Raw genomic sequence first — 14,141 nt, forward strand, 5'->3', positions numbered from 1 at the left:
CGGACCGCTTAGCTGTTAAGCAAGCTAGGTCGTCAGGCTCCTTCGTTTTTGCCGCTGCCGCAACCGCCGACGATGCGTATTCTCACTTCCGCACCTCCTCAACTTAGCAATAGCTAATGTTCATTTCGAGTACTCCTGCATGATCATACTGCTCGCTCGGGGATACTTTCAGCTTGGTCCGAATACCGGAGGCGATGCTGTACGCTGCTAGTGCTAGCACGGCCGCGTCCAGAATATCGTCCTTCGCTACCGCGTTCGCCCGCGCCCCATCTAGCATCGACTCTATCGCTGATGCGGGAATCCCTGCATGTTGCAAAATCTCCACGCGCTCCGCGATGCCTTCCTTCGTCTTCTTGTTATGCGCAAGCGGTGTATTCGCATTGAATCGCTGGAAATTCAGCTCTGGATGCGATTCCTCGATAAGCTCGATAGGTTGCTGATTTCCGCCCTTCTGCAAATTCGCTTGGATAAACAAATCCACTTCCCTGATCTTCGGAATGATGTTCTCCGACTGCTTGGACAGCTTCTTCTGCACAATGGCAAAGTTGGTTTCCGAAGGCGTGTCCGAATAAGTCGCCTGCCTGGTCGGCGTATTGAACACGCTGCTCTTACGCTTCGCGGGCAGCAGCTTCCGGCAATCGGCGTCACTCCTACGTGCCGAATGCGTGTTATTGTTGCCATGCTCCCCTTCCGGCAGACCAATCGGCATATCGATAAAGACAAGATCGTCCTCGCGGCTGCTAGGCTGCAGCTGCGACCACAGCCCCGTAATATTGGCCGCCAGTACCAGTTTGGCTGTTTCAAGAGAATCCTCGATCACGACCGCCGCCCAGCCTGACCGGCAGCCGTCTATTCCAATTCCGCGCGGCATGTGCTGCTCCCTCTTTTCTGACTCTATCATTTGCACCTTTTATATGAATCTAGCATTTATTATAGGGAACACACTCGAAAGGGGGAACCCTATATGGCTCGTACAAAAGCTGTTCAACAACCCGATTTGGTGCTTATTACTTGGTCCCGTAATCCACTTGTTTCCGGTTCTGCACGCAGAATCGTTTCTTTCCGCGTCATTGGCAGTTCATATCCTTGCCAAAACAGCCTCAAAGTCGGCGGCTTGCTAGTCAACGCCTTAGCCTGCTTGCGCGATAATGACGTTGGCTTCAAAATCGTCTACAGACAAATGACGTCCAGCATCAGCGGCGTGATTTTGCTCAAGCGTTCCCGTTAAGCAATGAAAGAGCAGCGACCCGCGCTGCTCTTTGTTGTCGTGTACCGCAGCCGCTAATTAATTACAGCAGCTCCGCTTCATATTGGTTAAACAATGCCTTCATCTTATCCCAGCTTCGATCGGTCGAACGGTGAATCTCTTCGATAAGCGTGTTGATGGCAGCTGTCATTATGATGAGATACCGCGCTTCTTCCGACGCCGGATTCCAATAGGTATGCGCCTTGCCGCTCGGCACGATAACAGCTTGTCCCGCACCAGCTTCGATTACTTGATCCTCAATCTGAAAAGCTAGCCGTCCCTCCAGTACATACCACGCTTCATCATCCACAAGATGCCGGTGCAGCGGCGCGATCGGCATCGGTTCGCTGCCCGCAGGCGTACCTTCGGCCTTCCAATCGGCGATGACCAGCTTCGAGCCGGATGGCTGGAACGATTGACCGTTCAAGAGCGAGGAAATGAAGTTCATATCGGACATTTGGTTTGGTCTCCCTCAAATTCTAGATTTGATCGCGCCAAGCATGCTTCGGCTGCCAATTCAATAGACGTTTCGCCTTTTCATTGCATAGGAGCGTTTCATTTCCTTGGAACTCTCTCCGGAAATCCGTGACGTCTGGATACCGCGCCGCCATCAAGTCCCGGCTCGAGATGTCCATGCTTGTATCGTCTGAAGCAAGATTAATGGCTACGCTTCCAAGCCCTTCTGCCTCGATCGCCAGCTGGAACGCCGATGCCGCATCCCTTGCGTCAATATAGCTCCATAGAATGCGATCGCGTTCAGCAGGATCGTGGATGAATTGCGGGAATTTCGCATAGGCATCCGGTGCAATGACGTTACCGAGGCGGAACGAGACGATCTGCATGCCCGTACGTCTGTGGAACATATCTGCTGTCTTTTCGTTCACAACCTTCGACAATCCATAGCTGTCCTGAGGAAGTTGAGGGTGCTCCTCATCCACAGGAACATATTGCGGACTGAACCGTTCTACTGCAAAGACTAACCCGTACGATGATTCGCTCGAAGCAATGACTGCCTTGCGAATTCCAAGGCCCGCCGCCGCTTCCAGTACATTATAAGTGGACATGACATTATTGTGGAAGGTAACTTCGTTCGGATGCGAATAAGCGACGGGAATGGCTGCCAGATGTACAACGGCGTCGGCTCCTGCGAGAACGCCGTACACTTCGCCCAGATTGTTCAGATCCACAATCACCGTTTTGCACACCGCTTGTTTCGGATGCTTGAAATCCGCATTCACCACTTCATACCCTTGTTCGATAAAATGTTTTACCGCCCATTCACCCAGCATTCCGCTTCCGCCGGTTACAACTACTTTGGACATACTCTACTTCTCCTTTATCGGCGTTATGCCAGTATACTTTCAATATGCCCGATCACGTCGGAGCTTAGAATAACGCCGGCTGCCTTCGCGTTCTCTTCTACTTGCTCAGGTCGGCTTGCGCCTACCAGCGCACTGCTGACATTATCCTGCCTCAGAATCCAAGCTAGAGCCAATTGTCCGACCGTCAAGTTCAACTCGGCCGCCACTTCGCTCAGCTGCTGCACCTTGGCGATTTTCTCTTCGGTAATCCCTTTTCGCATTCCCTCTAGTTTCGATGCCCTGCTATCTGCTGGCAGGTTCTGCGCAGAGGCATACTTCCCAGTCAGCAAGCCTTGAGCAAGGGGAGAGAACACAACTTGTCCGATCCCGCCGCGCTCCCCGTAAGGAATGACTTCCTTCTCGATATAGCGATTGAACATATTGTAAACCGGTTGATTGGCCACTATGCGATCGAGCAGATAACGGTCAGCGATCGCATGCGCTTCGGCCATCTGCGATGCCGTCCATTCACTGACCCCCACATACAGCACTTTGCCCTGCCTTACCAGATCGTCCAACGCTCGAAGTGTTTCTTCCATCGGCGTGTTCGGATCGAAACGGTGGCAATAGTACAAATCGATATATTCGGCCCCCAGCCGTTTCAGGCTTGCATGACATTGCTCTATAATGTGCTTGCGCGAAAGTCCGCGGTCGTTAGGACCTTCGCCCATTTGCCCGAACACCTTGGTTGCCAGTACGTAGGATTCCCGAGGGAATGCCCGCAGCGTCTCGCCCATGAGTATCTCGGCGGCTCCCCGCTCGTAAACATTCGCCGTATCGAAGAAATTGATGCCTAACCCGTAGGCGGTTTCGATGGATTTGACCGCGTTCTCGCGCTCTACATATCCTCCATATGTCAGCCAACTGCCCAGACTAATCTCGCTGACCTTCACTCCGCTCTTACCCAATCTCCGAAATTGCATGGTCGACTCATCTCTCTTCCTACTCGAATTCGTCCGCTTCTGGACTCGTTCATTATTATAAGAAACTCAGGTTCATCACGTAAGAAGTGAATATTTTATCACTATATTATATGGTATATATCTACTATACTTTAGTTCACTTAAGGATACGGGCTCAAAACGAGATATACGCCTGTGCATGATCATATAAGTATGCTCGATCCAAGTCCTCTCCAGGAACCTTATTATCATCAAAGCCCCGATTTATTTTATCAATTAGATCCATTACTGCCGATTCCATGATTTGCACTCTAACTTGGCCCCATGCGTGTTGTTTCAGTTGAGGGTAGCTGATGCTTTCCGCCAAAGGCAGACCTTTCATTCGCTGAAAATGAGCAGCCCACATCGTGAAATCACCTGTCAGACATGTAGAAGAAATCACAAACTCCTTGAGACCAACTACTCCAGTATTTGTAGATATGGCAATTAAACCGCAAATATCCGTCTCGTCTCGAAGCAGCAGTTTCGCTCGATACTCACGATCATATCGAAAACATTCTATGCGGGTGATCCTGCAATTCTGTATATCAAACGGAAGAGGATGAACGCTCTCCTCGGTCGTAATCGGATTAGGAATCGTAATCGGCATACTGTCCCTCCTGAATGGATGTTTTGTCGCGCATATGAAAACAAAAAATGACCTTCTCTGCAGAAAGAGAAAGGTCATTATCATCCAAAATCAGATCCTCGCTCTTATCTCCCAGATTCGCTTAACGAAGCGTTTCCGCAAGAATTAGCACCGTGCAAGCCTTTGATTAACAAAGGGTTGTCGGTTGCCGGGTTTCATCGGGCTAGTCCCTCCACCTGCTCTTGATAAGAAAGTTCCATGTATTCAATTGCTTTCTATCATACTATAAAGCAACTTGATGTCAAGAAAATTCAAGCGACATAGTACTGTGCCTGCGCATTCCACAGCTCAGCATACTTCCCGCCCCGATCGGTTAACAGTTCATCGTGGGTGCCGCGTTGAATCAGCCGCCCCTCGTGAAACACGGCGATGTCATGACAGAACCGGCAAGAGGAGAGCCGGTGCGAGACGAAGATGGCTGTTTTGTCGCCGACTAACTCATTGAATCGGGAGTAGATTTCGAACTCGGCAATAGGGTCCAGAGCCGCCGTTGGTTCGTCTAGCACGACGAATGGCGCGTTTTTGTATAGCGCCCTGGCCAGAGCTGCCTTTTGCGCTTCGCCCCCTGAAATCTCGACGCCGTCGTCCGAAAAATCCTTGTGCAGGTAGGTTTCAAGCCCATTAGGCAGCTTCTTCAGCTTCTCTCCTAACCCCGCCAATATAAGCGACTCCTCCGCCAATTCTGCGTCAACAACCTCGGAAGCGGCGACATTCTGGCCAAGCGAGAACGAATAGAGCTTAAAGTCTTGAAACACAACGCTGAACATTCCCATATATGCCGAATAGTCGTACTCCCTAATATCGATGCCGTTTAAGGTAATGACACCCTCTGCAGGTTCATAAAGCCGGCATAGGAGCTTAATCATCGTGGTCTTGCCGCTGCCGTTCAACCCTACGACGGCAAGCCGCTCGCCGACATTGAACTTCATGCTAAGCTGCTGAATCGCATGGTGATCGGCTCCAGGATATTTAAACGACACGTTATGAAACTCAAACTCCAACTCTTCTTGCGGGATGGGTCTGTTGTTGCCACCGTTCTCGCGCATATGGTCCGGCAGGTCAAGATAGTCGAACAGCCGGATGAGATAGGGGTTGTTTGTAATGAAATTGCCCAGAACCGAAACAAGTTTGGCCAATGCGCCGACAACTCCGGTAACCGCGCCAATGTACTGCACCACGCTTCCTAACGGATACATGCCATATAGTGCCCGCAGTCCGATGAAGAGATAGACACAGCCGCCGAGCACGGCATTCATGGCTGCTGCCAAGGCGTTGTTTCTTCCGAACAATCCGAAAATCCGATACCAGAACTCCGCTCCAACCGATTTATTATAGTGATCCTCAATCGCGTGTGCTTGTTTGTACAGCCGTATGTCCTTCGCGGCATTCTTGGCCTGCATATATTCATTGAAGAACGTTACATAGGTGTTTGCCTTCGGATTCTCCTCAAACACCGTCTTCAGAATCCGCTCCTCCCTTTTCTTAATGACATAGGTGAAGGGAAGAATAAGCAGAATCAGAATAACCAGCAGTACGGTGGCAAACGGAGAGGTAATAAACGTCTGCTCATAGGATGAACTCGACGCAAACATGCCGTAAATCAGCACGATAGACGCGGTGAGCTCAAAAAGGGGCTGCAATAATTCCGGCAGACTGTAATGCAGGCGAAGAACGCCAAGTCCGTTGCCGTTGGATTTGGCTTCAATATCTGCTAACAGCTCATTATTATTCATATCTTCCACTTGATCGTAATTAAGCTCCATATATCTGGACCCAAGAAAGAAATAGAAACGTACCCAGAGCGTATTGTTTAAGGTCGTAATTCGGCGCGATACCACGGCGTTTACAGCGGAGAAAACGAACGCAAGTCCTACTGCGAGCACAGTGTACAGCGTAATTCGCCCTGTGTCGCGCGCGCCAGCCAGCTCGTTAATGATCTGAGCAGACAGGAAGAGCACCATTAACGGCTGCACCGCATTGACGAAGGTGGAGACGATCGTGAGCGGAATATAGGTTGGCGTTAAGCGGTTTACAATGCCGTATCCGCGAATCAGGTTACGCCAGATGGAATGCGTCTTCATTTTCGGATACCTCCCCATCCTTATAGTAGTGGGACTGCACGTCAAACATCTCGGCATACTTCCCGCCGCTTCTCATCAGCTCATCATGCGTGCCGCACTCCGCGATACCGCCGTCTTCGATCAGCAAGATTCTGTCGCAGAAACGCGTGCTTGCCAGCCTGTGGGAGATATAGATCGAAGTTCTGCCTGCGGTCAGCTCGGCGTAACGCTGATAGATTTCGCTCTCCGCGATCGGATCAAGCGCAGCGGTCGGCTCATCCAGGATAATAACCGGCGCGTCTTTATAGAGCGCTCGCGCCAGCGCCAGCTTCTGCTTCTCGCCGCCCGACAGCTCGATGGCGTCGTTGTGCACGCGGCGTACAAGAAGCGTAGACTCGCCCTTCGTAAGCCCGCTTACCTTATCCATAAGCCCGGACATCTCCAGGCATTTCCTCACCTTATCATATTCTGTATGATCCGGTGACTGCTGCGAAACATTGCCGGCTATATCACAACAGAAGAGATGAATGTCTTGAAACACCGTAGAGAAGAGCGAGAAATATTCGTCTCTGTTATAGCGCGTAACATCGACGCCACCAAGCGTAATCACGCCGTCTGTCGGCTTATAAAGCCCGCACAGGAGCTTGATCAACGTCGTCTTGCCCGCTCCGTTTGCCCCGACAATGGCAATCCGCTCTCCCGGCTTAATTTCAAGATTGATACCATGCAGGGTCGGTTTCTCTGCCTCTGGATAGGTATATCCGACGTCTGTCAGCGTGATTGCAGGCGGGAGCAGATCACCGGACGGCAGCTTATGACCGGCATCGGTATTTGAAAGATCAGGCACGTCAAGATAGGCTCGAATGTCCGACATCTCGCTTAACGATCGCATAAGCTCGCTTGCATTTTTCAATATGCCCGATAACCAACCCGCAAAGGCGCCAATGGCCGCAAACACGAGCACGAAATTGCCTAAGCTCATCTTGTCGTTCAGCAGCAAGTAAATAAGAAACGCGTACGCGGCACCGTCACGTATGAGACTGAGCACCGCATCCGAGAGCTGAGCCTTCATATCACCCGTCGCTACCTCATGCTCTTTTTTGGTGCTTCTCATGAGTACGCTTTGAAAAACACCTCGGATCAAGCTGCCAAGGTCATATAGCCGCACATCTTTCCCTCCGGACGGCTCTTTCGATACCTTCTGGATGTACCACAGCTTGCCATGAAGCTTTGACCGTTCTTCACGCGTCTCCTTTTCCGTTTTGCGTGCGCGGGACAGCGCCAGCCAATTGATCCCCGCAGAAACAGCGAGAAAGATAATAATGAGAGGGTGTACCGTCACAATGACGAACCCATAGGCGAGAAAACCCAATACGTTCATGAGAAGCTGTGACAGGTTGCGCGGAATGTTGGAGGCGGGCGAGTGGTTGCTTTGCATGGCACGCCACGCCTTCTCGCCGAGCTTCGCGTAACCAGGACTCTCAAGCACCTCGTAGTCCATATGGAGATGCTTATGCATGGTCGTTTGAAGGATTTTCAAAATGCTGATGGTTCCTACAGATTCAGTGGTCATGAGATCGGCATAGCTTTTCATGCAGCTCAGCACCGCCAGAAGCAGCGCCATTCCACCCACCGACAATATAAACTCACCCGGTGCGACATGCGCAATGATTCGATCAATGACAATTTTGGGCATAAGAATACTTACAAAAGGCAGTCCGACACCGACGAGCGCGGAGATGACGCAGCAAATTAGAGTTAGCGGTCTTGCCCGCCAGTGCTGCCGCATGGAATAACGGATGTTGGACCAAGCGGAGTAGGTAACTCCATTCTCCATTGACACTTTACTCCCTCCTAATGGTAGTTGCAGATTTAGAGTTAATGCGTAATTACAGTTTTTGGTGAAACTGCGCAGTTGGCTTTGCCTTGAACAGCATAGCACGCACGCGAATATCGACCTATCAAGCATTAGTTGAAACGGTGGTTATGGGGGAATTCAACTGTTGGTAGAACGAATGAGATCAATATGCCACTAGGATAGTTCTCCTTCTTCCATAATTATCCTTCCAATTATAAAAAAAAGCTGCTCAGGTCACCACCTGTGCAGCTGTACAATAGAACAATTATTTCCCAACAAACTGGAGATTCAGCGCCGGCTGAACGGATTTAGCTCCGACAGGGTGAGCAACTCCCTCCCTACTTCAACTGGAAAAGCTCTATGTTTGGATCGAGAGAACAATAGCAGAAAGGCCAAAAAAGCCGAGAGAGGCTAGTGGGATCTCTCAGCTCATTTGTTTGGTGGTTTACGTGCTGAAAGGTCGAATCGGGAACTCTCAGAGGCATTTCGTCTTGGTATGCGGTTTGGGTAAACCATGAGAGAGCCAGTTTGGAGGTTCTCTCGATTCCTAATTCGCGCGTTTTCGCTACTGAGAGAACGTATTTGTTCTCTCGGCTAGGCTACGCCTGCCATTTCAGCTTACTTTACTACTGAGAGAACGTATGCGTCCTCTCTGCTCCAGTTCCATGCGATTTCACCGCTGAGAGAACCTATATGTTCTCTCGCGTGCGCCACTCAGCTAATCAAGTGTCTATGAGTTGGATCTGAAAAAAAAACTGCACAGGCGATATTCGCCTGTGCAGCTATTCTATCAACTATTGACGACGCCAGCCGAACGGATATTGCTCCGACAGCGTCAGCGGCAGCTTGCCCTGCGGCTCGAACTCGCCGAGCAGCGCACGGGCTGCGGACTCGAGTGCGAGCGGGCGGCATTCGTACACCGCGAGGAATGCCGACACCTCCGGGTACACGAGCAGGTCGAGCGGGTTACGCACCGACACCGCGACGGTCCGATCCGCCGCCGCGGCAAGCAGCTGCGCCGCGGCCTCGCGCTCGTCCGCATGCTTCGCCGCATCGTAGCTGACGAATACGATTTGCTCGAATGCGTCCAAACCTTCGAGCGCATCGTCAGCCCCGATGCGCCGCTCGGACACCTCAGGCATGCGCGACGCTAGCCGTCCGCCGAGCGTGCCGTCATCGGTCAACAGCTCGTCTGCATCCGATACGGCAACGATGGCCGGCCAGAGCACGAGCGTTCGCGCTCCCCGCTTCAGCGGCAGCAGCCCCGCTTCATTCTTCACCAGCGTCACCGACGCTTCGCTCCAGCTCCGAGCAGCTTCTTGCTGGTCCGGCGTATTCAGCTGCGGCTCAACCGAAGCCCACTCCCCAAGCGGCTTCCCGACTTCCCGCTTCGCTTTCAGCTTCATAATCCGCAAAAGCGAAGCATCGATGCGCTCCTCCGTCAGCTCGCCGCTCTCGACCGCTGCAACTACGGCTTCCAGTGCCGCACGCTGCTTCGAAGCCGTGTGGCAGATCAGCACCATATCCGCTCCCGCTTGCAGCGCCATAATCGCCCCGCGCGCCGGACCGTAGAACGTGTCAATCGCGTTCATCTCCAGGCAATCCGTCACAATAACGCCTTCGTAGCCGATTTCTTCGCGAAGCAAACCGCTAAGCACCGACTTTGATAAAGTCGAAGGAACACCGGACGGATCCAGCGCCGGTAAGCAAACATGCGCCGTCATAATCATATCCGTCTCTGGCGCTGCCATGCGGAACGGCACGAGCTCAATCGCCTCCAGCCGCTCGCGGTCATGCGGCAATACAGGCAAATCCCGGTGTGAGTCGACGCTCGTATCGCCGTGTCCAGGGAAATGCTTGATCGTCGCGGATACGCCTGACCGCTGATAGCCGCGAACGGCAGCAAGGCCCAGCTCGCCGACCACTTCAGGCCGGTCGCTGTACGAACGAACATTGATAACCGGATTATCCGGGTTATTGTTGACGTCCACGCACGGCGCGTAGTTCAAGTTGATGCCGACCGCGCGCAGCTGCTCGCCGGTAATCGCCGCCGTCTCGAACACGCCGCCAGCCGAACCCGCTGCGCCAAGCGCCATGTTGCCCGGCATCAGCGTAACGCCGCGAACCAGACGCGACACCATGCCGCCCTCTTGGTCGACGGCGATGAACATCGGCGTTTTGCCCGCGCGCTCTGCCGTTTCCATCAGACTGACAGAAAGCTCGTGCACCTGCTTCGCATCGACGATGTTGCGCGTGAAGTAGATAATGCCACCGACGCCATATTCTTCGATCAACGCTTCAATGTCCGCTGACGGACGCTGCCCGTGAAATCCGAATACGAACAGCTGCCCTATTTTCTCCCGTAAACTGTATTGCCGCCAATGCTCTCCCATGTCTTGCACCTCTTCATCCGTTATGTACGTTTGCTCAGCCTGACACTCTAACGCCACTCGTCCGGCTCCTCTTCCATCGCGAGCGGACCTGTTCCCCCTTGCAGAGCCATGCGATATTCCGTCGGATTCTGACCCGTGTACTTGATGAACACTTTCGTAAAATACCGCCGCTCCGCATAGCCGACTTCCTTCGCAATCTGCACAACGCTCTTCGGCGTCTCCAGCAGCAGCGACTTCGCCGTTTCCATACGCTGGCGCGTAATATACTCGATTAACGTTTCCCCATACGTCTGCTTGAACAGCAAGCTAAAATGCGACGTCGACAGCCCCACATGCGTCGCCGCTTCCTCCACGCTAAGGTCCCGGAACAGATGGCGGTCGATGAACTGCTTCGCATCTGCCATTTGGCGCTCGGAATGCTTGCGCTTGTCTGTCGTTCGCGCGACACCCTCATTGGAAGCCTGACGAATAGCGGCGAACAAATCTTTCACGCTAAAATGCAAATCCATCTTCCGCCACAGCGCCTCTTCCAGCTCTCGCGGCAGCAGATCCGCTTCTTTCAGCTCGCGCATCAGATGGAGCGCAAGGAAATGCAGCAGCGGCTTTAATCGTCCCTCAGCGCCTCCGCCTGCCTTGTGCAGCTGATCGGCAATCCGCTTCTGCTCCTCGTCAACGCCGAATGCATCGCCGCGCTTCATCGCGCCGATAAGCCGCTCCGCGATATCCCACAGCGTTCGGCCGGTTTCGAAGCCGCCGGCAAGCTCGCTGCCGAAGAACGCGATCGGCACCGTGTCCGTCGACAGCTGCATCCCGCGCTGCACCGCTTTATAGGCAGCTGACAGCTCCGTCATCGCCGCCACTTTATCGTAGATGCCCGCATGGAGCTGCAACTTCGCGTTGCTCTTCACAGAGGCGAGCAGCATATCCGCCCACTGTTTCATTTGCACGGCGTCCGGCGCTTTGCCCTTCTCCGGCTCCAATCGGTTGCCTTGAATAAGGGCGCACCACTCGCCATCGCGCATTTGAATGACCGCGTGCTGGAGCTGAGCCAGCTGCAGCGTCTCGCGGAGCACGTTACAGACGGCAAAATTCCACATCTTGCGCTCTTTCTTCTGCCACTCCCGCCAGTCCTTCGCATCCTCAGAGCCTGCGTCGATATCGAGTACGATCACGGTGTACTGCGGATCGCGCAGCCACTGCTCCTGCCCCGCCATCAGCCAGTTGTCCGGTGTAATGTCGGTATAGTCGAGCAGCACGTCGTACAGGATTTTCTCATTGGCAAGGTCGATCATCTTGTCCAGCTTGCGCTGCTCTTCCTTGAGCTGCAGCCGTTTGCTGCGCTGCTCCGACATCACTCTCGCAATGACGCCGGTCAATTCATCATAAGGAATCGGCTTGAGGATATAATCCTTCACGCCATACTGGATCGCGGACCTCGTATAGGAAAAGTCCTGATAACCCGTCAGCATAATCACGTCACACGCAATAGCCTGCTCCCGAATGTGGCGGACGAGCTCCAGTCCGTCCATGACCGGCATCCGAATATCGCACAGCACCAGATCGGCCGGGTTCGCCTGCAGCAGCTCCAGCGCCTCGACGCCGTTCTTCGCTGTTCCTATTATTTCGAGCCCAAGCATACTCCACGGGATAGCCTTCTCCAAGTTCCGCGTAATATGTTGTTCGTCATCAACGAGCAGCACTTTGCCATTCATATTCACTGATCACCTCTGCTTCGCGGTATCTTAATGCGGATCATCGTGCCGAATCCTTCATAGCTGCACATCATCAAGCCGTACTTTGGACCATAATGAATGCGCAGCCGGTCTGCAACGTTATGCAGTCCAAGTCCGCGCCGCTCGCCTTGCTCCGCGACACTAAGATCGAGGTCGATATCCCCCATCGGCTCAGGCTCTAGTCCATTGACCCGTTTCAGCGCCGCTTCATCCATGCCGATGCCATTGTCTGTAATTGTGAATACCACTGCCCCATCCTCGAGTGCTATGGAAATGCGGATCAAGCCAGCGTAATCAATGCCTTCGAACCCATGCTGAATGCTGTTCTCGACAAGCGGCTGAAGGGTCAGCTTCAGTATCGCATCATGCAGCACCTCATCCGGAATATCCAGCTCATAGCTGAACAGATCCTCGAAGCGGTATTTTTGAATCTCCAAGTAGCTGCGAACATGTTCAATCTCTTGGCGTACCGTAATAATTTCAGAATGATGCATGCTTGTTCGGAGCAAAATGCTCAATCTCCTCACCATCTGCATGATCTTGCCGCCTTCGTTCTGAGCCGCGAGCGCATTGATCGATTCCAACGTGTTGAAGAGAAAATGAGGCTTTATCTGCGCTTGCATGAGCATCATCTCTGCGTGCTGCTTCCGTTCCTGCTCTGTCCGCACCTCGCCGAGGAGCCGGCCGATACGCTCGATCATGCTGTTAAAACTGTTAGCGAGCAGCAGCGTCTCATCCTTGCCGCTGGCCGGCACGCGAATGTCCAGCATCCCTTGCTCGACGAGGCGCATTTTGCGAACAACGCGAATGATGGCTTTTGCCACGGGATTCACGAAGAAGATATTGAACAGGATTGCGAAAATCAAGCAGAGCAGCGTTATGCCGCCAATCCACTGCACGAACCGGACATTCTCCTTTGAAAGCGATTGCCACGATTTGATGGACACGAGAATCCACCCGCTCCGATCGAGATTGTACGCAGTGACGAGCGAATCCTCATGATTGAATTTGGCGCGATAGCTCGCGTAACGTTCCGTCTTCTCGAGCGGCAGCGAAACTTGACTGCTTGCAAGCATGCCTTCGATTTGATGCTGGCTGTCCATCATGACAAGCCCGTTCTTGTTAATAATCAGATAGCGCGTCTGCGTCTGTTTCTCTCCGGTTAACGTAAAGTCCTGCAGCATGCTGTCGACTTCATCCGACTTCACTTGGATGACCATTACGCCGGAATCGTTGAACGAATTCATATCTTTCACAAGTCGAATTTGTGTGAACAGCGCTGCGCCTGTTCCCGTAAGCCCCGGCTGCTCATAAGGGCCGATCCAGAATTGGCGGCCGCCAAGCTCCACCACCTCCGGGAAAATCGCATGCGTCTGCAGCATTTCGAGCGTGATGTTCTTGAATGTCGTCGGGTCATTACGGTAGGAACGGAACGTGGTGCCGTCTCTGCCGTAGAGGACAAGCATACTAAGCGCCGGATTCTGAGAGAGCACCGTGTCTCGGAGCGACTTCTCGTATTGGCTGATCGCAATAAGCCGGCTCGCATCATTCACTGAATTGCGAGAACTGCGCAGCGCATCCTGCACCGTGGCATTCGTCACAGCCGCATCCGTAAGCTGATCGAGCTCATTGAAGAAATAGCGGATATTGCCTCCTACCGCCTTCAGCGTAATTTCCGTCTGTTCGCTGTACTTTTTCTCTAGCAGACGCTCCGAATTCAGGAAGGATACAATGCCAAGGCATATAAGAGGAGCAACGATCAGCGCTATAAAAGCTAGCAGCAGCTTCGGACGCAAGTTCATAGGGGCGACGGCTCCTTTTGTCGATTTAAATAAGCGTCTATGTAAGCTGAAATGGGATGGGAATTGCTTATGTGCAGTATACCAGAAGGAACGCACGC

11 protein-coding genes and 1 riboswitch are annotated in these 14,141 nt (G+C 52.8%); of the genes, 1 reads left to right on the forward strand and 10 read right to left on the reverse strand.

The genetic code is table 11. The features are described 5' to 3' along the window. Nucleotides 1–103 precede the first annotated feature (103 nt). Nucleotides 104–871 carry a DUF429 domain-containing protein gene (locus tag A8990_RS11395; protein ID WP_181909521.1) on the reverse strand — a complete coding sequence of 256 codons (768 nt, stop codon included), beginning with the start codon at nt 869–871 and terminating at the stop codon, nt 104–106. A gap of 93 nt (nt 872–964) precedes the next feature. On the opposite strand from A8990_RS11395, the gene A8990_RS11400 reads away from it, so the two are divergent. Then, nucleotides 965–1,228, forward strand: a complete 264-nt coding sequence (locus A8990_RS11400) for a hypothetical protein (protein ID WP_116189160.1) — start codon at nt 965–967, stop codon at nt 1,226–1,228. Nucleotides 1,229–1,289: 61 nt separating this feature from the next. Here the strand turns inward: A8990_RS11400 and A8990_RS11405 are convergent, their stop codons facing one another. The 9 genes from A8990_RS11405 to A8990_RS11445 all read right to left on the reverse strand — a co-directional run bounded on the left by A8990_RS11405 (nt 1,290) and on the right by A8990_RS11445 (nt 14,043). Next, on the reverse strand, nt 1,290–1,703 hold the full coding sequence (locus A8990_RS11405; RefSeq protein WP_245995963.1) for a cupin domain-containing protein: 414 nt from the start codon (nt 1,701–1,703) through the stop codon (nt 1,290–1,292). 22 nt (nt 1,704–1,725) lie between these two features. Continuing rightward, on the reverse strand, nt 1,726–2,568 hold the full coding sequence (locus tag A8990_RS11410) for an NAD-dependent epimerase/dehydratase family protein (protein ID WP_116189161.1): 843 nt from the start codon (nt 2,566–2,568) through the stop codon (nt 1,726–1,728). A gap of 23 nt (nt 2,569–2,591) precedes the next feature. Continuing rightward, a complete protein-coding gene (locus A8990_RS11415; RefSeq protein WP_116189162.1) occupies nt 2,592–3,530 on the reverse strand; it encodes an aldo/keto reductase family protein in 939 nt (312 codons plus the stop codon). 154 nt (nt 3,531–3,684) lie between these two features. Further along, the gene (locus A8990_RS11420; RefSeq protein WP_116189163.1) at nt 3,685–4,158 is read right to left on the reverse strand and encodes a hypothetical protein; all 474 of its coding nucleotides are present in this window, start codon (nt 4,156–4,158) and stop codon (nt 3,685–3,687) included. A 101-nt stretch (nt 4,159–4,259) separates the two neighbouring features. After that, a riboswitch (SAM riboswitch) is annotated at nt 4,260–4,389 on the reverse strand. 59 nt (nt 4,390–4,448) lie between these two features. Beyond that, the gene (locus A8990_RS11425) at nt 4,449–6,278 is read right to left on the reverse strand and encodes an ABC transporter ATP-binding protein (RefSeq protein ID WP_181909522.1); all 1,830 of its coding nucleotides are present in this window, start codon (nt 6,276–6,278) and stop codon (nt 4,449–4,451) included. Continuing rightward, nucleotides 6,253–8,094 (reverse strand): ABC transporter ATP-binding protein, encoded by a 1,842-nt coding sequence (locus A8990_RS11430; protein WP_245995972.1) that lies wholly within the window; start codon nt 8,092–8,094, stop codon nt 6,253–6,255. The genes A8990_RS11425 and A8990_RS11430 overlap by 26 nt, the downstream gene beginning before the upstream one ends. An 815-nt stretch (nt 8,095–8,909) precedes the next feature. Next, nucleotides 8,910–10,565, reverse strand: coding sequence for a glycoside hydrolase family 3 protein (locus A8990_RS11435; RefSeq protein WP_342772819.1), 1,656 nt, complete (start codon nt 10,563–10,565; stop codon nt 8,910–8,912). After that, entirely contained in the window at nt 10,556–12,220 is a 1,665-nt protein-coding gene (locus A8990_RS11440) for a response regulator (RefSeq protein WP_116189166.1), read from the reverse strand. Before A8990_RS11440 ends, A8990_RS11435 begins: the two co-directional genes overlap by 10 nt. Before the next feature lie 2 nt (nt 12,221–12,222). Continuing rightward, nucleotides 12,223–14,043, reverse strand: a complete 1,821-nt coding sequence (locus tag A8990_RS11445) for a sensor histidine kinase (RefSeq protein ID WP_116189167.1) — start codon at nt 14,041–14,043, stop codon at nt 12,223–12,225. Nucleotides 14,044–14,141: the final 98 nt, after the last annotated feature.

The organism is Paenibacillus taihuensis (assembly GCF_003386535.1).
Taxonomy (GTDB): domain Bacteria; phylum Bacillota; class Bacilli; order Paenibacillales; family Paenibacillaceae; genus Paenibacillus_Z; species Paenibacillus_Z taihuensis.

What these genes read in the sequence shown, in the direction of transcription:
- A8990_RS11395 (WP_181909521.1), bottom strand. Translation starts at nt 871, where the DNA reads ATGCCGCGCGGAATTGGAATAGACGGCTGCCGGTCAGGCTGGGCGGCG.
- A8990_RS11400 (WP_116189160.1), top strand. Translation starts at nt 965, where the DNA reads ATGGCTCGTACAAAAGCTGTTCAACAACCCGATTTGGTGCTTATTACT.
- A8990_RS11405 (WP_245995963.1), bottom strand. Translation starts at nt 1,703, where the DNA reads ATGTCCGATATGAACTTCATTTCCTCGCTCTTGAACGGTCAATCGTTC.
- A8990_RS11410 (WP_116189161.1), bottom strand. Translation starts at nt 2,568, where the DNA reads ATGTCCAAAGTAGTTGTAACCGGCGGAAGCGGAATGCTGGGTGAATGG.
- A8990_RS11415 (WP_116189162.1), bottom strand. Translation starts at nt 3,530, where the DNA reads ATGCAATTTCGGAGATTGGGTAAGAGCGGAGTGAAGGTCAGCGAGATT.
- A8990_RS11420 (WP_116189163.1), bottom strand. Translation starts at nt 4,158, where the DNA reads ATGCCGATTACGATTCCTAATCCGATTACGACCGAGGAGAGCGTTCAT.
- A8990_RS11425 (WP_181909522.1), bottom strand. Translation starts at nt 6,278, where the DNA reads ATGAAGACGCATTCCATCTGGCGTAACCTGATTCGCGGATACGGCATT.
- A8990_RS11430 (WP_245995972.1), bottom strand. Translation starts at nt 8,094, where the DNA reads ATGGAGAATGGAGTTACCTACTCCGCTTGGTCCAACATCCGTTATTCC.
- A8990_RS11440 (WP_116189166.1), bottom strand. Translation starts at nt 12,220, where the DNA reads ATGAATGGCAAAGTGCTGCTCGTTGATGACGAACAACATATTACGCGG.
- A8990_RS11445 (WP_116189167.1), bottom strand. Translation starts at nt 14,043, where the DNA reads ATGAACTTGCGTCCGAAGCTGCTGCTAGCTTTTATAGCGCTGATCGTT.